20 protein-coding genes and 1 tRNA gene are annotated in these 23021 nt (G+C 72.1%); 9 read left to right on the forward strand and 12 right to left on the reverse strand.

Annotated features, from left to right (window positions below):
- Positions 1-6: 6 nt before the first annotated feature.
- From tilS to dacB, 3 genes are all read right to left on the reverse strand, one after another.
- Positions 7-972, reverse strand: a complete 966-nt coding sequence (gene tilS / locus ACT4N7_RS01185) for a tRNA lysidine(34) synthetase TilS (protein ID WP_444826640.1) — start codon at positions 970-972, stop codon at positions 7-9.
- A 70-nt stretch (positions 973-1042) separates the two neighbouring features.
- Positions 1043-2128, reverse strand: coding sequence for a zinc-dependent metalloprotease (locus ACT4N7_RS01190; protein WP_444826641.1), 1086 nt, complete (start codon positions 2126-2128; stop codon positions 1043-1045).
- 30 nt (positions 2129-2158) lie between these two features.
- A complete protein-coding gene (gene dacB, locus ACT4N7_RS01195) occupies positions 2159-3598 on the reverse strand; it encodes a D-alanyl-D-alanine carboxypeptidase/D-alanyl-D-alanine endopeptidase (protein WP_444826642.1) in 1440 nt (479 codons plus the stop codon).
- 1163 nt (positions 3599-4761) lie between these two features.
- Between dacB and ACT4N7_RS01200 the strand changes: the two genes are divergently transcribed.
- Positions 4762-5259: an inorganic diphosphatase gene (locus ACT4N7_RS01200; protein ID WP_444826643.1), complete on the forward strand. Its 498-nt coding sequence runs from the start codon at positions 4762-4764 to the stop codon at positions 5257-5259.
- Positions 5260-5330: 71 nt separating this feature from the next.
- Positions 5331-6137, forward strand: a complete 807-nt coding sequence (locus tag ACT4N7_RS01205) for an intradiol ring-cleavage dioxygenase (protein WP_444826644.1) — start codon at positions 5331-5333, stop codon at positions 6135-6137.
- Between the two features lie 34 nt (positions 6138-6171).
- Here ACT4N7_RS01205 and ACT4N7_RS01210 read toward each other — a convergent pair whose 3' ends face one another.
- Both ACT4N7_RS01210 and ACT4N7_RS01215 read right to left on the reverse strand, forming a co-directional pair.
- Positions 6172-7830 carry an MDR family MFS transporter gene (locus ACT4N7_RS01210; RefSeq protein WP_444826645.1) on the reverse strand — a complete coding sequence of 553 codons (1659 nt, stop codon included), beginning with the start codon at positions 7828-7830 and terminating at the stop codon, positions 6172-6174.
- The gene (locus ACT4N7_RS01215) at positions 7830-8387 is read right to left on the reverse strand and encodes a MarR family winged helix-turn-helix transcriptional regulator (RefSeq protein ID WP_444826646.1); all 558 of its coding nucleotides are present in this window, start codon (positions 8385-8387) and stop codon (positions 7830-7832) included. Before ACT4N7_RS01215 ends, ACT4N7_RS01210 begins: the two co-directional genes overlap by 1 nt.
- Before the next feature lie 174 nt (positions 8388-8561).
- On the opposite strand from ACT4N7_RS01215, the gene ACT4N7_RS01220 reads away from it, so the two are divergent.
- Positions 8562-9017: a DUF4442 domain-containing protein gene (locus ACT4N7_RS01220; protein ID WP_444826647.1), complete on the forward strand. Its 456-nt coding sequence runs from the start codon at positions 8562-8564 to the stop codon at positions 9015-9017.
- Here ACT4N7_RS01220 and ACT4N7_RS01225 read toward each other — a convergent pair.
- Positions 9014-10015: a LysR family transcriptional regulator gene (locus ACT4N7_RS01225; protein ID WP_444826648.1), complete on the reverse strand. Its 1002-nt coding sequence runs from the start codon at positions 10013-10015 to the stop codon at positions 9014-9016. The genes ACT4N7_RS01220 and ACT4N7_RS01225 overlap by 4 nt on opposite strands.
- A 205-nt stretch (positions 10016-10220) precedes the next feature.
- Between ACT4N7_RS01225 and ACT4N7_RS01230 the strand changes: the two genes are divergently transcribed.
- A complete protein-coding gene (locus ACT4N7_RS01230) occupies positions 10221-11168 on the forward strand; it encodes a trypsin-like serine protease (protein WP_444826649.1) in 948 nt (315 codons plus the stop codon).
- Between the two features lie 42 nt (positions 11169-11210).
- On the opposite strand, the gene ACT4N7_RS01235 is transcribed toward ACT4N7_RS01230, so the two are convergent.
- Positions 11211-11729, reverse strand: coding sequence for a gamma carbonic anhydrase family protein (locus tag ACT4N7_RS01235; protein WP_444826650.1), 519 nt, complete (start codon positions 11727-11729; stop codon positions 11211-11213).
- Between the two features lie 23 nt (positions 11730-11752).
- Between ACT4N7_RS01235 and ACT4N7_RS01240 the strand changes: the two genes are divergently transcribed.
- Positions 11753-12766, forward strand: coding sequence for an LLM class F420-dependent oxidoreductase (locus ACT4N7_RS01240; RefSeq protein WP_444826651.1), 1014 nt, complete (start codon positions 11753-11755; stop codon positions 12764-12766).
- On the opposite strand, the gene ACT4N7_RS01245 is transcribed toward ACT4N7_RS01240, so the two are convergent.
- Positions 12759-13655, reverse strand: coding sequence for a hypothetical protein (locus tag ACT4N7_RS01245; protein WP_444826652.1), 897 nt, complete (start codon positions 13653-13655; stop codon positions 12759-12761). The two genes, ACT4N7_RS01240 and ACT4N7_RS01245, sit on opposite strands and share 8 nt — an antisense overlap.
- Positions 13656-13769: 114 nt before the next feature.
- On the opposite strand from ACT4N7_RS01245, the gene ACT4N7_RS01250 reads away from it, so the two are divergent.
- From ACT4N7_RS01250 to ACT4N7_RS01260, 3 genes are all read left to right on the forward strand, one after another.
- Positions 13770-14603, forward strand: a complete 834-nt coding sequence (locus ACT4N7_RS01250; protein ID WP_444826653.1) for a hypothetical protein — start codon at positions 13770-13772, stop codon at positions 14601-14603.
- Positions 14600-16327, forward strand: a complete 1728-nt coding sequence (locus ACT4N7_RS01255; RefSeq protein ID WP_444826654.1) for a serine/threonine-protein kinase — start codon at positions 14600-14602, stop codon at positions 16325-16327. Before ACT4N7_RS01250 ends, ACT4N7_RS01255 begins: the two co-directional genes overlap by 4 nt.
- Positions 16328-16429: 102 nt before the next feature.
- The gene (locus tag ACT4N7_RS01260) at positions 16430-17176 is read left to right on the forward strand and encodes an excalibur calcium-binding domain-containing protein (protein WP_444826655.1); all 747 of its coding nucleotides are present in this window, start codon (positions 16430-16432) and stop codon (positions 17174-17176) included.
- A 56-nt stretch (positions 17177-17232) separates the two neighbouring features.
- On the opposite strand, the gene ACT4N7_RS01265 is transcribed toward ACT4N7_RS01260, so the two are convergent.
- Positions 17233-17306, reverse strand: a tRNA-Thr gene (locus tag ACT4N7_RS01265).
- Between the two features lie 117 nt (positions 17307-17423).
- Between ACT4N7_RS01265 and ACT4N7_RS01270 the strand changes: the two genes are divergently transcribed.
- Entirely contained in the window at positions 17424-19064 is a 1641-nt protein-coding gene (locus tag ACT4N7_RS01270; protein ID WP_444826656.1) for a hypothetical protein, read from the forward strand.
- A 52-nt stretch (positions 19065-19116) separates the two neighbouring features.
- Here ACT4N7_RS01270 and ACT4N7_RS01275 read toward each other — a convergent pair whose 3' ends face one another.
- From ACT4N7_RS01275 to ACT4N7_RS01285, 3 genes are all read right to left on the reverse strand, one after another.
- On the reverse strand, positions 19117-20313 hold the full coding sequence (locus ACT4N7_RS01275) for a DNA polymerase III subunit delta' (protein ID WP_444826657.1): 1197 nt from the start codon (positions 20311-20313) through the stop codon (positions 19117-19119).
- Positions 20313-22337, reverse strand: coding sequence for a bifunctional MFS transporter/dTMP kinase (locus ACT4N7_RS01280; RefSeq protein WP_444826673.1), 2025 nt, complete (start codon positions 22335-22337; stop codon positions 20313-20315). The genes ACT4N7_RS01275 and ACT4N7_RS01280 overlap by 1 nt, the downstream gene beginning before the upstream one ends.
- Positions 22338-22583: 246 nt before the next feature.
- Positions 22584-23000: a hypothetical protein gene (locus tag ACT4N7_RS01285; RefSeq protein WP_444826658.1), complete on the reverse strand. Its 417-nt coding sequence runs from the start codon at positions 22998-23000 to the stop codon at positions 22584-22586.
- Between the last annotated feature and the right edge of the window lie 21 nt (positions 23001-23021).

The following is a 23021-nucleotide window of genomic DNA, read 5'->3' on the forward strand; positions in this document are numbered from 1 at the left end:
CCCCTCTCAACATTCAGCCCGGTCGCAGGTCAGCCTGCCATGCGCGCGGCGAGCCACCAAGCCGCCCGGCAGGGCCACGCCGCCCTGACCGCGCCAGTCGCCGACGAGGGCGTCCGCCGCGCGCAGGTGGGCGTCGGTCAGCTCGGGTGCGCCCGCCTCGGTGAGCCAGGTCCGCAGCGCGCGCCTGCGCAGCGCGGGGGGCGCGGCGGTGAGTTCGGTCACGCACAGGTCGGCGCCCGCGCGGGCGCGGACGATCAGCTCGGCGGCGAGTTGGTCGAGCGCGGCGAGGTCGTCGCGGAGCTGGGCGGCGGTGCGGGCAAGCGCCGGGGCGACACCGCCCCGCAGGACGTCTTCGAGCAGCGGCAGCACCTCGTGCCGGAGCCGGACGCGGGCGAAGCGGGGGTCGCGGTTGTGCGGGTCCTCCCAGGGCGTCAGCCCCAGCGCGGCGCAGGCGGCCGCCGTGGTGGCGCGCGGCACGTCGAGCAGGGGACGCGCCCACGGCGGGTCCAGTGCGCGCATGCCCGCGATGGAGCGCGGACCGGAGCCGCGGCCCAGGCCGAGCAGCACTGTCTCGGCCTGGTCGTCGCGGGTGTGGCCGAGCAGGACGAGCGCGCCCGCGGCGGCCTCGCGCAGTGCGGCGTAGCGAGCCCGGCGGGCGGCGGCCTCCGGGCCGCCTGCGCCAGTCACGACCACGGTGAGCACCCGCACGTCGTCAAGGCCGAGTTCGGCGAGCTGGTCGGCGGCCCGGGCGGCGACGGCTGCCGAGCCCGCCTGCAGGCCGTGGTCGACGATCAGTCCGGCAACCCGCGGCCCGGCGCGGTCGCCGACATGCCGGGTCGCGGCGGCCAGCGCGAGGGAATCGGCCCCGCCGGACACCGCGACGGCCACCCGGTCCGGGTCGCCTGCCGACGCGAGCAGCCTGCGGACCGCCACCCGGACCTCGGCGACCGCCGGGTGCGGCTTGGCGCTCACGACGACCCCTCGCAGGCGCCGGGCCGCCGCTCACGGACGCCCTGTGCCACTGGTTCGCTCGCCAGCCCGCTCACGGCCTGGCTACGCGCCGCAGCCAGGCGTCGGGGTCGGTCAGCTCGGCCCGCAGCGGCAGCGTCTCCGGCGAGTCCCACACGCGGTTGAACCCGGCCATGCCCACCGCGTCGACCACGTGGCCGGTGAACTTGGCGCCGACCGCGTACTGCTTCATCTTCGCGTCGACACCGAACAGGGTGCGCAGCACGCGGTCGAGCAGGCCGCCGCCGCGCCGCCGCACGGTGAACCGCTGCCGGATGGTCGCCACACTCGGCACCACGATCGGGCCGACCGCGTCCATCACGTGGTCCGCGTGACCTTCCAACAGCGTGGACAGCGCGATGAGCCGGTCGAACACCTCGCGCTGACCGGGCGACTGGAGCAGCTCCATCATGCCCATCGGACCGCTGGACGCCGTCGGGTCGGGCCGCGCGCGGGCGGCTTTGAGCAGGTCGGGCAGCCTGCTCACCGCGGTGTTGGCACTGTCGTCCAGTCCGGCGATGAACGCCGCGACCTGGCCGTGGAAGTACTCGCGCAGCCACGGCACGGCGGTGAACTGCAGCCGGTGGGTGCACTCGTGCAGGCACACCCACATGGCGAAGTCGTCCGGCGGCACGTCCAGGGCCTGCTGCGCGGCCACGATGTTGGGCGCGACGAGCAGCAGCCTGCCCGCGCCGTCGGGGGCGCCGAACGGGTCGTACTGGCCGAGCACGCGGCTGCCGAGGTAGGCCAGCACCATGCCTGCCTGGACGCCCGCGCTGCCCGCGAGGACGCTGCCGACGACCTTGCCGGGGCGCGGTGGGAGTGCGCCGTCGGTGAGCGCCGCGATGCTGTGCACGGCCGCCTCGACCCAGGCCGCGCGGTCGACCACGTCACCGCCGCGCAGGGGCAGTCCGGCGCCGAGGCCGGTCAGCTCGCGGACGTGGCCCTCGGCCACCGCGGTGACCTCGCGCAACTGGCCGACGGTGCGGTCGGCCTCCTCGCGCGGGACCACGGGACCGGGCCGCACCAGCCGCTGCGCGGTCGAGATCGCGAGGCCCCAGTCGACCGGCGAACCCCCGCCTGCCGACTCGGTCAGGTCCGCACTGGTCGCCGCGTTCACACTGGCGACGCTACCGGAGCGCGGCCCGCCTCACCGGCAGCCGCATTGGCGCAACGTCGCCGCCAGCACGTCGAGGGCGGGCTGAGCCGCGCCCGGCTGCGAGCCGTTGGTCATCATCGCGAACACCAGCACCCTGCCGTCCTTGTCGAGGACGACGCCCGCGAGCGCGTTGACGGTGGACAGGGTGCCGGTCTTGGCCCGCACCCAGCCCTTGCCGCCCGCGGCGCCGGGGCCTTGGTAGCGCTCGGCCAGGGTGCCGCTGCCACCCGCGACGGGCAGGCCGCCGAGCAGTGGCCGCAGCTTGGCGGTGCGCGGGTCGGAGCCGTCCGGCGCCGCCGCCACCTTGAGCACGTCGGCCAGCAGTGCGGCGGTGACCTGGTTCGCCGTGGACAGTCCACTGCCGTCGCTCAGCGCGAGCGTGGACACGGTGAATCCGTTGGTGCGCAACGTGTCCGCGATTGCCTTGGTGGCCCCGGTGAACGACGCCTCGGCCCCGGTGGCCTTCGCGACCTCGCGGGCGAGGGCCTCGGCGAGCACGTTGTCGGAGCGCTGGAGCACGGTGTCGACCAGCTCCACGATGGGCGCGGACTTGACCTCGCCGAGCACCTTGGCACCCTGCGGCGCGGTGACCGTGGCCTTCGCGGGCACGGCCGCCCCGATCCGCTTGGCGAACTCCTCGGCGAGGCCGCGGGCCGGGTTCGCCGAGCGCGGGGACACCGCCTTGGTCGGGTCCGCGCGGCCGCCGTCGAGCATGGCGGGCACGATCGGCGCGATGAACCCGCCCGCGACGTCGCGGTTGTCCCAGCCCTGCGCGAGGCTGTCGCCCGTGTAGCGGTCGAGGTCGAGCAGCACGGTGTCGACCGGGCCGGTCGCCTTGACCTGCGCGACCAGGTCGTCGAGGTGCGCCGCGCCGGGGTAGACGGAGTCCTTGTCCGCGGCGAGGGAGGACAGCGTCGGGTCGCCGCCGCCGACGATGATCACCGTGCCCGGCTTGTCCCCCGCGACGACGCGGGTGGTCAACTGTTCGGCCAACGGCAGGGCGAGCAGCGCGGCGGCCGAGGTGAGCAGCTTGGCGGTGGACGCGGGGACGAGCGGGGTGGCCGCGTTCTGGGCGTAGAGGATCTCGCCGGACGCCGGATCGATCACGGTGCCGGTGAGGGTGCCCAGCGCGGGATCGGCGGCCGGGCCCGCGAGCGCGCCGCGCAGTCCCGCGGCCGTGGGCGCCGGGATGTCGGCGCCAGGGGCCCGCAGCGTGGCCGAGAACTGGACGAGCGGGGGCGGGGGCGCGATGGCGACCTCGGGCTCCGCGACCAGACCGAGTCGGTTGGCCAACCCGGGCACGGCGAAGATCACCCCCGCCACCACCGCCAACACACCGACTATGGCGACGGCGAGGATCAGGACTCGGCGCCCGCGCTTGGCGGGAACCTCTGTCGTGTTCTCTGGTTCAGTGCCAACCCGAACCGGCATAGCCCGCGGCGGCTCGTCGCCTGCCGGCTGGGCTGGCCGGTTCCGACTCGGGTCAACGGCGCGGGTGGGCAGGTCGGGCGGCCGACCGGCACCGGGAACCGGCAGACCCGACTCACGGGCCCGGACGAACGGCCGCTCACCAGGCCAAACCGGGCCAGGCCGACCCGCACCAGACCTCGGCGCCCCCGGGCGACCCGCCCCCGCCTCACCGCTGAGACCGGACGGCGGTCCCGGCCGCCCGGGCACACCCGGCTCGTGCCGGTCCGACCCGCGCTCACCGACAACGGGCCTCGGGCGCCCCGGCCCGGCACCCGGACTGGGGGGCAACCCTGATCGACCTGCCCCTGGTTCACCACCCGGACGGGGAGGCACCGAGTGGCCAGGAATCCCCGGCTCCCGCCGACCCGCCTCCTGCTCACCGCCGCCGAACAGCCCCGACCCAGACTCACCACCCGGACCCGACGAGTCCGGCTCACCGGGGGGCTCGGATCGTGTGCCACTGGAATCCGGGGCGGGCCGGCCGGGAATGGGTTCCCGGGACAGCGCTCCGACCGGGATGATCTGGGTCTTCTCGTCGCGGCGGGGTTGATCGGGCGTGGGCCGGAAGACGCGGGTGGCTTCGGCGCGGGACCGCGTGGAACTGCCGGGGGTTCGGATCGGGAGGCGGGGAACCGTTGTTCCCCCGTCCGGGACCGGCACCTCAGCGGTGTCACCCGACTCGGCCCCGCCCTCGACGGGGGTGTCGGACGCGGGCCAGTCGACCGTGTGCGGGGAGTCAGATTCACTCACTCGGGTGGTCGCTTCGACCTCGGGAACCACGTGGGTCTCGTCACGTAACGCGCTCGGCGTCGGCGCCTCCACCGTCTCGTCGGCGGCGGCCGGAACGTCGTCGTCGTCCAGGGAGGGCCACAGGGCGTCTTCGTCGGCGGGCCACGCCGGTCCGCTGTCGAACCCGGGCGCGGGGCTTTCGTGCTGGTCAGCGGGGTGCGCGGAGGACTCGCCGGGCTGCGGGCCGCCGGACTGGCGTTGCTCGGGCATGCGTCTTCCTCCCCTGACCACGGTCGAACGTCACACCTGGGCCGGACCGGATCGGTGCAGGCCACCGGGATGCCGTGGTCCACACTAGTGGCGTAACGAGGACAGCCGAGACGAGCGAGGACCGCGTGGAGTTCGACGTCACGATCGAGATCCCCAAGGGGAATCGCAACAAGTACGAGATGGACCACGAGACCGGCCGGATCAAGCTCGACCGGACCCTGTTCACCGCCACGCAGTACCCGGCCGACTACGGCTTCGTGGACAACACCCTCGGTGAGGACGGCGACCCGCTGGACGCGCTGGTCCTGGTGCAGGAGCCGACGTTCCCCGGCTGCCTGATCCACGCCCGCGCGATCGGCATGTTCAGGATGACCGACGAGAAGGGTGGCGACGACAAGGTGCTCTGCGTGCCCGCGCACGACCCGCGCACCGAGCACCTGCGCGACATCCACCACCTCGCCGAGTTCCACCGGCTGGAGATCCAGCACTTCTTCGAGGTCTACAAGGACCTGGAGCCGGGCAAGAGCGTCGAGGGCGCGAGCTGGGTCGGCCGCACCGAGGCCGAGGCCGAGATCATGCGGTCCTACGAGCGCCTCAAGACCGCGGGCGGTCTCCCCCACTGACCGTCCGCGTTCACAGCGAGCGCACAGCGGATTCTCAGCCGATCCAGACCGGCGGGCGCGACCCTGGGGTCATGACCGAGATCGCAGACCACGACCGGGGCCTCGCCTTCGACCTCGCCACGCTGGGCCGCCGCCGCCTGCTGACGCTGCTGGGCGGCGCGGGCCTGGCCCTCGCGGGCTGCGCGGGCAACCCGACCGAGACCCAGACCCAGACCACGACCCAGACCCAGCCGACCGGTACCGGCGTCGCGTGCGCGGAGGCCATCCCCGAGGAGACGGCGGGCCCGTATCCGGCCGACGGGACCAACGGCCCGAACGTGCTGACCGAGAGCGGGATCGTCCGCGGCGACATCCGGTCCAGCTTCGGTTCCTCGACGACCACCGCCAAGGGCCTCCCGCTGGCGATCGAGCTGACCGTGGTCGACGCCGCCAAGGGCTGCGCCGTGCTCCCCGGGGCGGCGGTCTACCTGTGGCACTGCGACATCGACGGGAGCTACTCGATGTACGGGCGGGGCCTCGCGAACGAGAACTACCTGCGCGGTGTCCAGGAGACCGACGCGCAGGGCAAGGTCAGGTTCACCAGCATCTTCCCGGCGGCGTACGCGGGCCGCTGGCCGCACATCCACTTCGAGGTCTACCCGAGCCTGGCCGAGGCCACGAAGGCGGGCGACCCGATCGTCACCTCACAGCTCGCGCTTCCCCAGGACGTCTGCACCCGGGTCTATGCGACCGACGGCTACGCCCAGAGCGTGCGCAACCTGGCCCGGACCTCACTGGAGTCCGACAACGTCTTCCGGGACGGGCACGACAGCCAGCTCGCGGCTGTCACAGGCGACACGACCGCGGGCTACACCGCCTCGCTCGTCGTCCAGACCTGACGAACGGCCCCGCACCGGGGCCGTTCGTCCGCGGTCAGATCGAGACGGGCGCCGGGGCGTGCCCGGCGGCCGCGGCCGCCTCCTCGTCGGCGGCGCGCTCGATGCCGGACTTGTCCGACAGCGGCGACTCCTTGAGGAACCAGATCAACGCGAACGCGACCAGCACCACGAACCCGCCGACCAGGAACACCGTGTCGAGCGAGCTGGAGAAGCCGGTCAGGATCGGCCGGGCCAGCACCGGGTCGATCTCGTTGAGGAACGCGGTGTTGTTCAGGTCGATCCCGCCGCCACCCTGCAGGCTGCCCGCGAACTGCGGGTTCTGCTGGAGCGCGGCGAGGAACGCCGGGTCGGTGCGGACCGACCCGAACGCGTCGGTGATCCGGTCGCCGACGACGGTGAACAGGATGGACAGGAACACCGCCGTGCCGACGGTGCCGCCGATGGACCGGAAGAAGGTGGCCGACGAGGTCGCCACACCCATGTCCTTTACCGGCACGTCGTTCTGGATCGCCAGGATCAGGGTCTGCATGCACAGCCCCAAGCCGATGCCCGCGAGCACCATGACCAGCATCGTCGCCCACAGCGGGGTGTCGACGCCGACCTGCGCGAACAGGAACAGCGACGCCGAGATCGCGCCGAGGCCGATGATCGGGTAGATCCGGTAGCGGCCGGTCCGGGAGATCAACTGCCCGCTGCCGATGGCCGCGGCCAGGATGCCGAAGGTGAGCGGCAGCGTCATCAGGCCGGACTCGGTCGGCGAGGCGCCCTTGACGATCTGCAAGTACAGCGGCAGCGACATCAGCATGCCGAACATGCCGATCCCCATGATGAAGTTGACGAAGTTGGCCAGCGCGAACACGGGCCTGCGGAACAGCCGCAGCGGCAGCAGCGCCGCGTCGCCCATCCGTCGCTCGATCGAGAGGAACGCGGCCAGGCCGACGGCGCCGATCGCGTACATCGCGATCGCGCGGGCGGAGTCCCAGCCCCAGGTGCGGCCCTGCTCGGCGATGATCAGCAGCGGCACCAGGCCGACGGTGAGCGCGATGGCGCCCCAGTAGTCGACCTTCTGCGGGATCCGGCGGTGCGGGACGTTCAGGTAGCGCGCGACAACCACGAGCGCGACCAGCGCGATCGGCAGGTTGAGCAGGAACACCCAACGCCAGCCCTCGATGCCCGCGAATTCGTCCAGGCCTGCGAAGAACCCGCCGACGACCGGACCGGCCACACTGGACAGTCCCCAGACGGCCATGAAGTAGCCCTGGTACTTGCTGCGCTCCCGCGGCGGCACCATGTCGGCGATGATCGCCAGCGCCAGCGACATCAGGCCGCCCGCGCCGAGACCCTGCACCGCGCGGTACGCGGCCAGTTCGTACATCGAGTTCGCGAGGCCCGACAGCACGGAGCCGAGCAGGAAGAACGTGATCGCGGTCAGGTACATCGGCTTGCGGCCGAAGATGTCCGACAGCTTGCCGTAGAGCGGGGTGGAGATCGTCGCGGTGATGAGGTAGGCGGTGGTCGCCCACGCCTGGATGGTCTGGCCGTTGAGCTGGTCGGCGATGGTCTTCATGGCCGAGGCCATGATCGTCTGGTCCAGCGCGGCGAGCAGCATGCCGAGCATCAGGCCGGACATGACCGTGAGGATCTGCCGGTGGCTCAGCTGCCCCGGTGGGGCCTCCGAAACCGGAGCGGACATCACTTTCCCCCTTCGGAACGCGCCTGATTGGCGCATTCGATGATCAGCGTCGGTAGGTAGTTCTCGTGGTCGGCCAGGAAGCGCTCGAACAGCTCGACGAACCGGTCGATGTCGGCGGGGTCCCAGTGGCTGACCATCCTGGCGAGCGACAGCGCGAAGCGGGCGCGCTGCGCCTGGAGGCGGGCCAGCCCGTCGTCGGTGACGGCGAGCAGGCTGGCGCGGCCGTCGCCCGGGTCGGCGCGGCGCTCGATGAGCCCGTCCTTGACCAGACCGGCCACCTGACGGCTCACCGTCGACGGGTCGGAGTGGACCGCTTCGGCGAGCACGCTGGAGCGGCTCGGGCCGAGCGCGGCGAGCGCCTTGAGCAGCACAATCGAGGACCGGTCGACCCCGCCCTTGCTCAACCGGGCCGCGACCGTCGCCTGCTGTTTGCCGAAGGCGAAGAGCACGCCCGCGAGCCGCTGCCCGTTGGCGATGTCCCGCTCGGTGAGGTCCCGCTCGGTGAGGTCCCGCTCGGTGAGGTCGACTGCCGAGGCATCGGTCTGGTGCGCGGCCACGACGGCTCCTTACGTTGCTTGCATCATCCAATTAGATGGTCGATACAAGCATGCACTTTTTTGTTGGCATCGGCAACCGAATTCTGGTGTGACCGGCGTCGCGTCAGACCCAACCCGGCATCGGCGCGGCCAACAGCTGGCCAACTCAAGTTACCGATGAGTAATGTGGCGCGCATGAGCATCGACTACGGCTGGGTCGCGGACGCGATGAAGCAGACCGTCCCCTGGGTGAGCACGGCGGGCGTGGAGTTCACCGAGGTCGCGGCCGACCGCGTGGTGTGCGCGCTGCCCGACCTGGAGCACCAGCGCAACCACGTCGGCGGGCCGCACGCCGCGGTCATGTTCGGGCTGGCCGAGACCGCGTCCGGCGCCGTCGGCCTGGCGTCGTTCGCCCAGCAGATGGAGCGCGCGACGCCGCTGGTGGTCAGCTCGGAGATCCGCTACAAGAAGCTGGCCAAGGGCCCGCTGACAGCCGAGGCGGTGCTCACCCGGCCCGCCGCCGACGTGGTCGCCGAACTCGACGCGGGCACCCGCCCGGAGTTCGCCGTGGCCTGCACGATCCGCAACGGCGACGGCGTCACCACCGCCGAGATGACCGTGGTCTGGACACTGCGGCCCAACCGCGGCTAGGTGGGCCTGCTCGGGCGGGGCAGGGCAAGCGCGGCGTCGACGTCAACATGCGCCTCGGGGTGCTGCGCCCACCACTTGGCGTAGGTCGGGTTGCGGTCGACAATCGACCGGTAGGCGTGCGCGACACACGCGAACACCTCGTGCTTGCGCGCGCCCAGCGGCCCGTCGAGCCGGACGACCAGCACCACCGGCAGGGTCAGCGCGGACCCGCGCAGCGGCCTGATGACGAACCCGTCCCCACTGACCGACGCGGGCTGTGCAAGGCAGACCGCGCCCGCCGCGGCGAGCGCCATCGCGGTCCGGCCCTCGGTGACGTGGTGGGTGATGCGTGGGGTGAACCCGACCGCCTCGCACGTCTTGCGAAACCGCAGCCGCATGGTGTCCTGGTCGGGCGGCGGCACGACCCAGTCCAGGTCCGCCAGGTCGGCGAGGTCGATCTCCTCCTGCTCGGCCAGCGGGTTCGCCGAACTGATGGCGACGAACTGCGGCTCCTCGACGATGGTGCGGACCTCGACGTCGTGCAGCGTGCGGTGCTCCATGCCCTCGAACCGCTCGAACACCGCCAGGTCGGCCCGCTTCGCGACGATCAGGTCGAGCAGCGCCGGGCCCGAGGAGTCGATCTCCGTGCGGAGTTCGGAACAGCGCACCCAGGCTTTGAATTCGGCGATCAGCGCGGTGGTGAACAGCATGTAGGTCGCCGCGAGCACCAGCGGCGCGTCCCCCGGTTCGCGCCCTTGGGTGCGGGCGGTCGCGAGCAGGGCGGCCATGTCCTCCAGCACGACCCGCGCGGATCGCACCACGGTGCGGCCCAACTCGGTCGGCACGCTGCCGTGCGGCGAGCGCTGGAACAGCTCGCCCCCGATGAGCCGCTCGATCGACCGGAGCTGCGCGGTGAGCGCGGGCTGCGTGACGCCCAGCCGGATCGCCGCCTTGGACACGCTGCCTTCCTCGGCGATGGCGCAGATCGCGCGCAAGTGGCGCAGTTCGAGTTCAGCCATAAGGGGACTTGATACCCCTTTCGGATGAGTCTCGGCTAGCCGTTGGCCGCAATATTCCTGGAACCGGTACGGAAAAACCGGTACGCGAGGCATGGGAGCGCGCACCCAGTTCGGACAACTTCATCCCCTGCACACGATCCGCCGGTGCCTGGCCCGGACGGCCGCATCCGGCCGGGCCAGGCCCGGTGAGTCGGGAAGGAATCCCATGCGGTTCAAGAAGTTCGCCATCGGCGCGGGCATCGGGCTCGCCGCCGTGGCATTGGCCATCGGCACTCCCTCGGCGTCTGCCGCTCCCCCGCCGCCCTCGGACGGCGGCACCGTCGCGCCCCTGATCATCGGCGGCGGCAACGCCACCGAGACCTACTCGTTCATGGTGTCCCTGCAGACCTCCGCAGGCCACGCCTGCGGCGGCTCGCTCATCACCCCGCAGTGGGTCGTCACGGCCAAGCACTGCGTGGGCAGCCTGTCCAGGGCCCGAATCGGCACCACGACCTGGAACTCCGGCGGCACCCTGGTCGGCATCGCCTCCCAGAACAACACCGACCCGGGCGGACGCGACATCGCGCTGGTCAAGCTGGCGCAGCCGGTGCAGCAGACGCCGATCGCGATCGCGGCCGACGCTGGCGCCACCGGCACCGCCACCCGGCTCATCGGCTGGGGCCAGACCTGCCCGACCCGCGGCTGCGGCGGCGCGCCGACCAACCTGCAGCAGATCGACGTCAAGGTGCTCAGCTCGGGCTGCACCGACGGCTTCGACCCGTCCAAGGAACTCTGTCTGGGCGACCGGCAGGGCACCGGCGCCTGCTACGGCGACTCCGGCGGTCCGGCCGTCCGGTCGGTCGGCGGCCGCTGGGAGCTGACCGGCGCCACCAGCCGCGCGGGGCAGGGTCAGGCCACCTGCGGCCAGGCGCCCGCGATCTACATGAACGTCCCGGCGTACAAGACCTGGATCAACCAGGTCACCGGGGGCGGCACCACCCCGCCGCCGCCGGGCAACTGCACCGGCGTGCCCGCCTGGAACGCGTCGGTCCTCTACTACCCCGGCGACCGGGTGTCCTACAGCGGCCGCCGCTGGGAGTCGACCTGGTACAACCGGGCGCAGGCGCCGGGCAGCGGACCGTACGCCTACTGGCGTGACCTCGGTGCCTGCTGAGTAAGAGGGGCGCGGGTCCCGGCCGGTGCCGGGGCCCGCGCCTCACAGTTCCTCGATGCCCTCGGCATGCCTGCGGGCCAGTTCCCGGTAGATCGCCGCGTTGTGGTCGACCCAGGTCTTCGACGTGCCGATCAACGGCTCCTGCCGCTTGGCGGGCACCCCCATGGCCACCACCTCCGCCGGGATCTCGACGCCCGGGCCGACGACCGCGCCCGCCGCGATCAGCGCCCGCTCGCCGATGACCGCGTCGTCCTGGATGGTGGCGCCGTTGCCGACGAGCGCGTGCGCGCCGATCGTGCAGTCGTGGATCACGCAGAGATGGCCGACGGTGGCGCCCGGCCCGATCACGCAGCCCCGCTCGCTGACGTGGACCACGGAGTTGTCCTGCACGTTGGCGCCCTCGCGGATCACCACCGGGCCGAAGTCGGCCCGGATGACCACGCCGTACCAGACCGACGCGTGCGCCTCGACCGTCACGTCGCCGATCAGCGTCGCCGTCGGCGCGATCCACGCCTGCGGGTGGATCTTCGGGTGCTTGCCTTCGAACGAGAACATCGGCACCGGGCCACAGTAATGTCCGCACGATGAAGCTGGACTCCGGCGGGTACGCCGTGACCGTGGCCCAGGCGGCAGCCGCCATCGCGGCGGCCGAGCGGGCGGGCTACGACGGCGCGTGGGTCGCCGAGACCCAGCACGACCCGTTCCTCGCGCTGGCCGTCGCCGCCCCGATGACCGAGCGGATCGAGCTGGTCACCGGCATCGCCGTGGCCTTCGCGCGCAACCCGATGACGGTGGCGGTGCAGGCCAACGACCTGCAGTTGCTCTCCGGCGGCCGGTTCGTGCTCGGGCTCGGGTCGCAGATCAGGCCGCACATCACCAAGCGGTTCGGCATGCCGTGGTCGAGCCCGGCGGCGCGGATGCGGGAGTTCGTGCTCGCCGTGCGCGCGATCTGGCACGCGTTCGAGACCGGCGAGCGGCTCGGCTTCACCGGCGAGTTCTACACCCACACCCTGCTGACGCCGTTCTTCAACCCGGGGCCGAACCCGCACGGCAACCCCAAGGTCTACCTCGCCGCCGTCGGCGAGCGGATGACCGAGGTGGCGGGCGAGGTCGCCGACGGACTGCTGTGCCACAGCTTCTGCACCGAGCGCTACCTGCGGGAGGTCACCCTGCCCGCGCTGGAGCGAGGTCGGGCGAAGGCCGGGAAACCGTTGGCGGGCTTCGAGATCAGCGGTCCGTCGTTCGTCGCCACCGGCGCGTCCGACGCGGAGGTCGAGGAGTCGGTGGCTGCCGTGCGCAAGCAGATCGCCTTCTACGGCTCGACCCCCGCCTACCGCGCCGTGCTCGACCTGCACGGCTGGGGCGAGCTGCAGGACGAGCTGAACGCGCTGTCCAAGCGGGGCAGGTGGGACGAGATGGCCGGGCTGATCGACGACGACGTGCTGACCGCGTTCGCCGTCGTCGGCGACCCCGCGCGGGTGGCCGACGAGATCACCCGGCGCTACGGCGACGTCGCCTACCGGATGACCTTGACGGCCGCCCACGCCCCCGACCCGGCGCGGTGGGCGCCGGTGTTCGAGGCCCTGCGGTCTAGGTGAACCGGATCAGCGCGGCCCCGGCCAACACGAAGAACACGAGCACGACGAGCGTGCTGGAGCTGCCACCGGTCGAGCTGGTCACGAGCTGATCCACCGCGCCGGTCAGCAGGATGCCGCACTCGGCGGTGACGAGGTGGCGCCCGGGCTCCACCCGGCTGAACTCGATCCGCGCGGTGAACTCGCCCCTGCTGTCGGCCACGCTCGCGCCGACCTTCTCGCCGCCGGAGGTGAGCAGGACCATGCTCCCAGGATCGCAACCCTTGCCTTTGGCAGACACGGAGTCGCCGGGCTGGATGCTGTCGCGGTCGAAGTCGAGGTCGCCGTCGGACTCAGGCGCGCTGGTGGTCGCAGTGGTCGGGGTGTCCGTTGTGGACGGTGGCGTGTCGGTGGTCGTTGTCGTTGTGGTGGTTGTGGTTGTCGTGGTGGTCACCGGAGGCCGGGTGGTGGTGGTCGTGACTGGCGGCCTGGTCGTGATGGTGGGCGGGCGCGTCGTCGTGGTGGTGACCGGCGGCGGGGTTGTCGTGGTGGTGGTCGGCGGCACCGTTCCCTTGACGGTGAACCGGGTGCCCGCCTTCGCGGTGGAGCAGGTCGCGGAGATCGGGTACGTGCCTTCTTTGGTGCCGTTGGGCACGCTCACGGTGACCGACCCGCTGGCCGCGCCCCGGCGCGGCGGTTTGGGCGGGAACGCCGAGGGAATCGGGCCGGGCGGCCAACTGAAGGTGATCACCTCGCAGCCGGTGCTCACGTAGACGGTCCAGTTGAGCGTGAACGTGCCGCCCGCCGGGCCACTGGTCGGCGAGACCGAGACCGCCATCGGCACCTGGGCGGCGGCGGGCGTCACAGGTACCAGCACGAGCATTACGGCGAAGCCCGCAACGACGATGCTCACAATGCGTCTTACAGTGCGCACAGCCACTTCTCTCGTCCGATGGAACGCTCCGGCAGGCACCGGCCCGCTGTAGCATTCCGGCTCAATCGGGCCCGTTCAACCGGGGGTTTTCCCATGGGACGTCTTATCGCCGCCGCGGTTGCCTTCGTGACGGTCGCATTGGTGTTCGGTGCCTCGCCCGCCGCCGCGCAGGAGGCCGACGACCCCCTCAGAGTGACCGTCACGCTCGACGGTCAGGACATCACCGGCCGTACCGTCGCGCTCGATCCGGGCAAGCCCGCCGAGTTGTCGATCACGGCGGTGAACAACGGCTCGAAGCCGCAGCAGGTCCGCCTGGTGCGCGTGTCCGGGGTCGCGCTGGCGCTCACGTTCTTCGCCTACGACACCACCCTGCCCTTCGAGGTGCCCGCGCGCGGACGCACCACCCGGACCTTCCCGCTCGACGTGCGCGACCTGCAGGGCCAGGCGATCGGCCTGCTGCCCACCTCGGTCGAACTCCTCGACGACGACCGCGCGGTGCTCGGCGGCGTCAGCACGGTGGCCGACGTGCGTGGCTCGATCTGGTCGGTCTACGGCGTCTTCGGCATCGCGATGTTCGGCCTGACCGCGCTCACCTGGGTGACCGCGCTGGTCGCCCTGGCGCGGAACCGTTTGTCCCCCAACCGGTTCCGCCGCGCCCTGCGGTTCCTCCCGGCGGGCATCGGCACCGGGCTGGTCGCCGTGGTGACGCTGTCCGTGCTGCGGCTGGTGCCGCCGGAGCCGGTGGTGGAGATCCCGATCGTGCTGGGCGCCGCGGTGATCGCGATGGTGCTCGGCTTCCTCACCCCGCATCCCGCGCCCGAGGCCCCGCCCGCCCAGCACGACCCGGTGGACGGCCCGACCGTGGGCATGACGACGCAGTACATCGACCAGAGCACCCAGCAGAACACCCAGCGGTGGCCTGGATGACCGCGCCCGCGGCGCTCGCGGCCGCACTACCGCAGTACTCCGTCGGGAACAAGATCGGCTCCGGCGGCATGGGTGTGGTGTTCGAGGGCCTGCACCGCTCGCTCGGCAGGCAGGTGGCGATCAAGCAGCTCCCCGGCGAGCTGATCGGCGACCCGGAGGTCAACGCGCGCTTCGACCGCGAGGCCCGGGTGCTGGCCAGCCTCGACCATCCGCACATCGTCCCGGTCTACGACTACGTGCAGACCGGCCGCGACAACCTGCTGGTGATGGAGAAACTCGACGGCGGCACGGTCTACAGCCGCTTCCACGGCGCGGGCCTCACCGGCGAGCAGTCGTGCGCGATCACGCTGGCCATGCTGGGCGGGCTGCACGCCGCGCACGCGGCCGGGGTGCTGCACCTCGACGTCAAGCCGAAGAACCTGCTGTTCACCTCGGCGGGGGTGATGAAGGTGGCCGACTTCGGCATCGCGCAGGTGGTCAGCGAGGGCGCGACGATGATGACGCACGCGGGCGAGGTGCTCGGCACGCCCGCCTACATCGCGCCCGAGCAGGCCATGGGCAACGCGCTGACCCCGGCCGCCGACATCTACGCCGCGGGCACCGTCCTCTACGAACTGCTCTGCGGCGACCTGCCCTACGACCGCACCCGCGGCGCCGTCAGCATGATGCGCCAGCGCATCTTCAACGATCCGCAGCCGCTGCCGCGGGTGCCCGAGCCGCTGGCCACCGTGGTCATGCGCAGCCTCGCCCGCGACCCGCTGCACCGCTACCGCGACGCCGAGGCGTTCGCGGTCGACCTCAGCGCCGCCGCGACCGTCGTGTTCGGACCGGGCTGGCTGGAGCGCTCCGGCGCGCCGGTCCACCTCGCGCCGCGCGTGCTGGGCTCGATCGCGCAGCAGGTCAACCGGCAGCCGGACGCGCCGACGATCATCACCCCGCCCGTGCGCGGCACAGTTCTGGAACACACCCGCTCGATCGACGCAGGCGACCTACGCGGCCACGCGCTGCGCCCGGCGAGCGAGCTGCTGCGCACCGGGCCGTCGCCGCTGTGGCCGGGCCTGGTGGCGGGGGTGGCGCTGATCGTGCTGGCCATCTTGCCGTTCCTCGCGCCCGCGACGCTGCCGCACGCGAACCAGACCTTCACGGTCAACGGCACCTCGGTGTCGGCGCCGGTCAACGTCGACCTGAGCCTGCCGATCGTGATCAACGGCACCGCCGCGTCCGCCGAGCCGATGGTCGTGTCGTTTCGGATGAGTTCGGCTGGCGTTCCGCTGGGCGACGTCCGTATCGAGGACGTCGTCGCCAACCCCGACGGGACGTTCCAGGCCACCGCGAAACCGTGGGCGTTCTGGCGCTGGCTGGTGGGCGGCGCGACCACCGCCGAGGTTCAGATCGACGACGGTCAGCCGCAGCAGTTCACCCTGGTGTCCGTCCAGAACCCGATTGCCAGCGTGATGGGCGCGGGCAGCCTGTTGATCAGCTTGTTCGCGTTGGCGTCGGTGGAGTCGACCATGCGCACCCTGCGCCGCGGCCACCGCCGCCCGTCCGCGCCGTTCACGGCACTGCCGCTGGGTGCCCTGTTCGGCGCGGGCGTGTGGCTGTTGCTGACGGTGCTGACCACCCGGGAACCGTCGATCGGCTACGCGCTGGGCAGCGCGGCGGTGGGCGCGATCGCGGCGAGCGGCTTCGTCCTGGCGACCGCGTGGTCCGCCCGGCGCGGCTGACAGTGGGCTGATCGGGTGACAACCTGAATGGTCAAGTAACGCACGGTATTCACCAGGTCGATGCACTCCCCGACTGCAACTTTCCGATCAGGGGATGTGCCGATGACGACACCTCAGCCCAGCCTGCCGCAACGCTGGCGGTCCGCGCCGCGCTGGCAACGGATCACCGTCATGGTGCTCGCGGTGTTCGTCGGCCTCGGCCTGCTCGGCGGCCTCTTCGGGGAGGAGAAGTCGAAGACCACCACAGCCGCGCCGCTGGCCGCCGTCCCGACCGTCACCACTGAGCGGACAACCACCACGACCACGCCACCGAAGACCATGGTCGCCGAGATCATCGACGCCCGAACCGTGCTGACCGCCGCGGGCAAACAGGTAGTCGTCGCGGGCCTCGCCCCCGCGGGCGACTGTTGGCAGGCGGCGGCCGTCGACTTCGCCAAGAAGACCTTGGTGGGCACCGAAGTGGAACTGGCGGGCGCGTCGTCCGTACTCCTCTACGACGGCACGGACTTCGCCGTCCTCGCCGTCAGCCGCGGCATGGCCAAACCCCTCGACGGCGCCTCAGCCGCCCTCACCGACGCCCAGGCCGCCGCCAAGTCGGCCGGACTCGGCCTCTGGGGCGCACCCTGCGCGGGCGCCGACGCGATCCCGGCACCGCCCGCGCCACTGCCCGTGCCGGTCCCCACGATCGACCCGCCTACTGAACAGCCGGAGCCCGAACCCGAGCCGTCCGTGTACTACAAGAACTGCACCGCCGCGAAGGCCGCGGGCGCCGCCCCCATCCGCCGCGGCGAACCCGGCTACGGCAAACATCTGGACCGCGACGGAGACGGCATCGGCTGCGACAAGTAGCTGCCACCAACGAAAATCGGGCCTGTCCACTCCACAGTGGACAGGCCCGATCCGTGAGCCGCCTAAGGGAATCGAACCCTTGACCTATTCATTACGAGTGAATTGCTCTGGCCGACTGAGCTAAGGCGGCGTGACCTCGGACAGCATACCGGGTGCCCGCCCGTCACCCGCACGGACCACCATCGTTAAATTCATGTCACCGGTTGCCCTGACCGGCGTCCGTTCTTGCCCTAGGAGGACCCAGACGATGCCCCGACGTCTGCCCGTTGTGCTGGCGTTGCCGGTGACGGCCGCGGTGCTCGCCCTGACCGCGGCCCCGGCGGCGGCACAGGTGCCGACGACGCCGGTTCCGCCGCCCGCCAGTCCGAGCGGCCCGCCGCCGTCCGCGCCGATCGGGCCGCAGCCGCTGGGTCGGGCGATCGGCGACGCGGGCACGGGGCTCGCGGTGGTCCGGCTGCTGCCGAACTCGGCGCCGACGCGGTCGATCATTCCCGGCGCCGAGGACAAGCTGCCCAAGCAGGCGGCGGTGGAGATGGGCTTCGGGCTGGCGAGCGCGCAGGCGAACTCCGAGGCGTACCTGAGTTTCGAGAAGGCCATCGCGCAGGCGTCGCCGGGGGGTTTCGCGTTGCAGGGGGCGGCTCCGCAGACGCCGGGGGCGTTGGCGCAGACGGCGCCGCCGAGCAATACGCAGCCGCGCAGTGGGGGGTTCAACCCGCCGTCGTCGCCGCTGGACACGCTGGTGAGGGCCGGGGCGCTCAACGGCCGGGTGCAGGCGCAGTGGAGCGGCACGCTCGGACCGTGTGTGGGGACCATCGCGGACGCGTCCACCGAGCTGGCGAGCCTGTCCGCGCTCAACGCCATCCCGACGCTGCCGGGCGTGACCGACCTCGCGGGCGTCTTCGACGCGCCCAACCTCGACGCGGGCGGCGACCAGGCCGTGATCAACGGCATCAAGGGGCTGACCGGCCCGCTCAGCACCCTGGGCGGTGTGCTGAGCGGGCAGGGCAGCACGAGCACCGACGGCAAGGGCTCGCTGCTGAGCCTGCCGAACACGCTGTCCGCCCGCTCCGTGGTCCAGCTCGTCGACATCCCCGGCTCGGCCAACAAGGCCGTCCAGTCCACCTCGACGCTGCAGGTGGCCGCGGTGAAGCTGCTCGCGGGGACGCCGTTCGAGGTGTCGATCAACGTGGTCAGCCAGCCGACCCTGCGGGTGACCTCGACCGGCGACAAGGCGACCTCGACGGTGACATACACCGCGCCGGTGCTGGAGATCGTCCAGGGCGGCAAGAGCCTGGGCAAGCTCGACGCGGCGAACCCGAAGTTGGACATCCCGATCGGCATCCCGCTGCCGGGCGTCGGCGCGCTGCCCGGCATCGACAAGCTGCCGATCATCGGCGGCCTGCTGGGCAACGGCCAGGGCCTGCAGGACGGGCTTGCCAAGGGCCTGCGGAAGCTCGACCTGGGTGTGCTGCGGCTGTCGGTCGCGGGCCTGAACCAGAAGAGCGAGGAGTCGACCCAGCCGTTCACGGGCTTCCAGCTCGGTGCGACGGCGCGGATGCTCGACCTCCAGGTCCTGCCGACCGACGCGCTGGGCCTGCCGAACCTGCCCTCCGCGCTGGCGCAGGTCTCGCTGGGCGAGCAGGTGGCCCGGGCGTTCGCACCCGCGGGCGGTGTCGTCTGCGGCACCGCGGCGCAGCAGCCCGAGACGCCGCCCGCGCCCGCGCCGCAGGGCAAGGCCCCGCCGCTGGCCTACACGACCGCGGCCTACCGGGCGGTGCCGATCTTCTGGACCGGCACGGCGCTGCTGCTGGTCGGCGTCGTCCTGGTGGCCGCCCTGCCCGCGCGCAGGCCACGAACTCCACAGGGAAAGATCACACCGCAGAAGTGATCGAGGAGGTAGTGGACCCCGTCCGGCGCAAGTCGGACGGGGTCCACGCTCGTCAGCCGAAGAACAGGGCGGTGACCATGGCCTCGACCGCGATCCGCGGCTTCACGTTCAGCTCCAGCGCCTCGCGGCAGGCGAGGACGGCCTCCAGCCTGCGCAGCGTCGAATCGGGCGTCCAGGACGACGCCGCCTGACGCGTGCCCTCGGCGTAGTCCGGGTGGTTGAGCGTGGCGGGCGAACCCGCGCTGACCACCAGCACATCGCGGTAGTAGCCCGCGAGGTCGACCAGCGCCAGATCCAGCGTGTCCCGCTGGGTGCGGGTGGCGCGGGACTTCTGCCTGCGCTCCAACTCCTTGATCGCCCCCGCGCTGCCCCTCGACGCGGCCGCGGCGCCCTTGCCGGTGCCGCCGTGGCCCATGGCCATCTTGAGGGCGTCCTTCTCCACCTCGTCGCGGGTGCCGCTGACCTCGCTCGCGTCGGCCTCCGCGGCCTTGACCAGGTCGTCCGCGCAGTCGAAGACGTCGGACAGCCTGCGCAGGTGCAGCGGGATGCGCAGCACCCTGGCGCGCCGATCGCGGGCGGCGGGGTCGGTGGCCAGGCGCCGGGCGCGGCCCACGTGCCCGCCGCACACCGACGCCGCCCACGCCGCGGTGTCGGCGTCGATGCCGTCGCGCAGCCGCAGCACCTCGGCGATCGACGGGGCCGACGGCGTGCGCAGCGCGATCGCCCGGCAGCGCGAGCGGATGGTGACCGAGACGTCGTCCGGGTGGTCCGAGGGTGCGCAGAGCAGGAACACGGTGCGCGCGGGCGGCTCCTCGACGACCTTGAGCAGCGCGTTCGCCGCGCCCTCGGTGAGCCGGTCGGCGTCGGTGATGATCACGACCTGCCACCGTCCGCCGGTCGGCCTGCGCGCGGAGGTCTGCACCAGGGCGCGCATCTCCGCGACCGAGATGGACAGCCCCTCGGGAACCACGAGCCGCACGTCGGCGTGCGTGCCGGACATGCTGGTGTGGCAGCCCTGACACTGCCCGCAGCCGGGCACGTCCTGGCCCGCGGTGCACTGCAGCGCGGCGGCGAACGCGCGGGCGGCGACCGAGCGGCCCGAGCCGGGCGGGCCGGTGAACAGCCAGGCGTGCGTCATGCCCGCCGCGGTCCCGGTGCCGTCGACCAGCCCGGCGGCGGCGATGGCCGCGGTACTGAGCGTGTCCACGGCCTCGGGCTGGCCGACGAGCTGTGACCAGACCCCGCCCATCAGCCCGCCTCGACCGAGGCCAGCCCCTCACCGGGGACGAGTTCGGCCAGTTTGCGCCCGGCCAGGGTGGTGTGCACGGCCAGCCGGACCCGCTCGGCGACGTCTTCGGCGGTGCCGTCGCCGTCGACCACCACGTAGCGGTCGGGGTCGGCGGCGGCCATGTCGGCCAACACGCTCTGCACGTGCCAATGATGCTCGCTGCTGCCCGAGCCCGGACGCAGGGTGCCCGGGTCGCGGTCGAGCAGCACGGTGACGTCCGGGCGCAGCCGCGAGGTGGCCCAGTCGGCGAGTCCTTCGAGTTCGGCCGGGTCGAGGCCAGCGGCGACGGACAGGTGCGCGAGCGGGCTGTCGACGAACCGCTCCATCACCACCAGCGCGCCCCGGTCGAGGGCGGGCTGGATCTCGCGTTCCACCAGGTCGGCGCGGACCGCGGCGGCGACAAGGGCGTGCGCACGCGGGCTGGAGAGGTGCGCGCCTGCCAGCACCGCGCGCAGGCGGCCGTCGTCCAGGGCCGGATCGGTGGCGAGCAGGACCTCCTTCTTGCCGGGCTTGCGCAGCCAGTCGGCAAGCAGGTGGGCCTGGGTGGAGGTGTCGAGATGCAGGTCGCCCTCGATCGCGATCAGCAGGCCGGTGGCGCGGCGCGGCTTGCGGCGGATCGCGGCGAGCAGGTCGGCCATGATCGTCTCGGAGCGCCGGTCGTCCATCTGCCGATAGGCGATGACGCCGACGACGGCGGCGATCAGGCCAGCGCCCAGCAGCACCGGACGGGTGCCGTCGACCACCATCTGCCTGCCGAACAGGGTGATGTCGTGCGGTCGCACCAGGCCGACCAACACCGGCGTCGCGGCCATCGCGGCCGCCAGGATGATCTTCATCAGGGACTGGTAGATCGCGTTGATCCGGCCGCGGATGGCGTCCTCGACCTGGGTGCCGATGATCGTGACGCCGGTGAGGAAGGCCGCCCCCGCGCACGCGCCGAGCATGGCGACCGAGATCAGCGAGACCGCCAGGTGCGGGGAGAGCGCCACGAGCAGCTGCACCAGGCCCGCGGCGACGATCGCGATGCCGAACAGCCGGTTGTGCGGCAGACGCCGGGCCAGCTTGGGTGAGCCCGCCATGCCGGTGGCCAGGCCGATGAACAGCGCCACGAACAGCAGGCCGAAGGCGGACTCGCCGCCGCGCAGGCTGTTCGCGTAGAGCTGGGCGGAGCCGACGAGGGCGCCCGCGGCGGCGAAGGCGCCGATCATGCCGATCAGCAGGCCGCGCACCAGCGGGGTGGAGCGGACGAACCGGCCCGCGTCCTTGATCATGGCGACCAGGCCGGCCTTGGCGGGTTTGTCGTCCGCCTTGGGTTCGCTCACGACCCGGCGGGACAACTCCGGGATACGGGTGGCGACGATGATCGCGCTGGTCAGGTAGAGCAGGCCGTTGATCATCAGGATGATCTTGGCGATGCCGATGCCGTCCGGGTCGGGCTGCAGGTTGAGGTTGGTGCTGATGCCGGTGATGAGCGCGTAGAGGCCCGCGCCGCTGATCACGGCGATGCCGTAGGTCATCACCATGCCGAGCTGGTTGGCCGTCTCCACCTGGTCGGGCCTGCGCAGCAGGTTGGGTACCGCGGCGTCCTTCGAGGGAATCCACAGCAGCGCGCAGCAGCCGATCAGGAAGTTGCCGACGAACAGCCACAGCGGCGAGCCGACGATGGCGATGGAGAGGAACAGCCCGCAGCGCGCGATGTCGGCGAGCACCATGACCTTGCGCCGGTCGAACCGGTCGGCGAACAACCCGCCGAGCGGGGCGAACAGCAGGCCGGGCAGCAACTGGGTGAGCACGACGCCCGCGAAGGCGAAGCTCTGCGCCTTGTAGTCCTCGGTGAGGGTGGCCGCGAGCCCGGTGAGCGCGAGCAGTGACAGCCAGTCACCAACACTGCACAGGTAGGTGACCCCCCACAGCCTGCGGAACGGTCGGATCGCCAGCACACTGCGCGCTCGGTGCGCCATGGACGCATCCGGGCCGGTCGCCATCGCCCCGGTCTCGACCTTGTCGTTCAGGCCCCCGCTGATGCCCGCCACCCCATCTCCACACCGCGTGCCACCACCAGCGTAGCCGGGGAGCAGGTTCGGCCGGGTGTCCCGGGTGGCCGACAACGCATCCGCGGTTCGGTAACGCCGTGCGACCAAGCGCCCGCGCCGACCACCGGATCGGCGCAACCGCCGGACTCGGTCAGGCTATCCACAATCGGAGAACACCGTCGGGTGACGTTGGGTGAGCTAACCGGCGAAGCCGTTGAGCATGGCGACGAAGCTGCTCACGATGAAGTACGCGATCACCAGGAACACGATGAGGGCCGAGAGCGTCACGGTGAGATTCAGGCCCGAGCCGCGCGTCCGGGGGGCGCCGCGAGACCGGCGCGACGCCGCCGGACCAGGCCAGCCGATCCGCGGCGGGTAGTGGATCATCCCGGTGGGCATCGGAGTCGCGCGGCGCGGCCGGGCGGCGGGCCGCGCGGGCCGCGGCTCGTCGGTGCGGGCGACGACGATGTCGGCCGGGCGATCGGGGACGGTCAGGCGGACCGACGTCTCGCGCGGCTCGAACCGTTCACCGGTGACCAGGCCCGCCAAGGGGTCCGGGAGCAACGGACCCGGTTCCGGGTCCAAGGTGCCATCCCGTCCGATGCGCTCAGCCATCTGGGGGTCCCCCTTCGTGCG

It is taken from the genome of Actinokineospora sp. (genome assembly GCF_052390155.1).
In the GTDB taxonomy this organism is placed as follows: Bacteria; Actinomycetota; Actinomycetes; order Mycobacteriales; family Pseudonocardiaceae; genus Actinokineospora.

Coding starts and splice junctions, on each gene's coding strand:
- ACT4N7_RS01225 (WP_444826648.1), bottom strand. CDS start 10,015: ATGGCTGAACTCGAACTGCGCCACTTGCGCGCGATCTGCGCCATCGCC.
- ACT4N7_RS01275 (WP_444826657.1), bottom strand. CDS start 20,313: ATGGGCGGGGTCTGGTCACAGCTCGTCGGCCAGCCCGAGGCCGTGGAC.
- ACT4N7_RS01205 (WP_444826644.1), top strand. CDS start 5,331: ATGACCGAGATCGCAGACCACGACCGGGGCCTCGCCTTCGACCTCGCC.
- ACT4N7_RS01255 (WP_444826654.1), top strand. CDS start 14,600: ATGACCGCGCCCGCGGCGCTCGCGGCCGCACTACCGCAGTACTCCGTC.
- ACT4N7_RS01210 (WP_444826645.1), bottom strand. CDS start 7,830: ATGTCCGCTCCGGTTTCGGAGGCCCCACCGGGGCAGCTGAGCCACCGG.
- ACT4N7_RS01230 (WP_444826649.1), top strand. CDS start 10,221: ATGCGGTTCAAGAAGTTCGCCATCGGCGCGGGCATCGGGCTCGCCGCC.
- ACT4N7_RS01250 (WP_444826653.1), top strand. CDS start 13,770: ATGGGACGTCTTATCGCCGCCGCGGTTGCCTTCGTGACGGTCGCATTG.
- dacB (WP_444826642.1), bottom strand. CDS start 3,598: ATGCCGGTTCGGGTTGGCACTGAACCAGAGAACACGACAGAGGTTCCC.
- ACT4N7_RS01220 (WP_444826647.1), top strand. CDS start 8,562: ATGAGCATCGACTACGGCTGGGTCGCGGACGCGATGAAGCAGACCGTC.
- ACT4N7_RS01270 (WP_444826656.1), top strand. CDS start 17,424: ATGCCCCGACGTCTGCCCGTTGTGCTGGCGTTGCCGGTGACGGCCGCG.
- ACT4N7_RS01280 (WP_444826673.1), bottom strand. CDS start 22,337: ATGGCGACCGGCCCGGATGCGTCCATGGCGCACCGAGCGCGCAGTGTG.
- ACT4N7_RS01240 (WP_444826651.1), top strand. CDS start 11,753: ATGAAGCTGGACTCCGGCGGGTACGCCGTGACCGTGGCCCAGGCGGCA.
- ACT4N7_RS01285 (WP_444826658.1), bottom strand. CDS start 23,000: ATGGCTGAGCGCATCGGACGGGATGGCACCTTGGACCCGGAACCGGGT.
- ACT4N7_RS01260 (WP_444826655.1), top strand. CDS start 16,430: ATGACGACACCTCAGCCCAGCCTGCCGCAACGCTGGCGGTCCGCGCCG.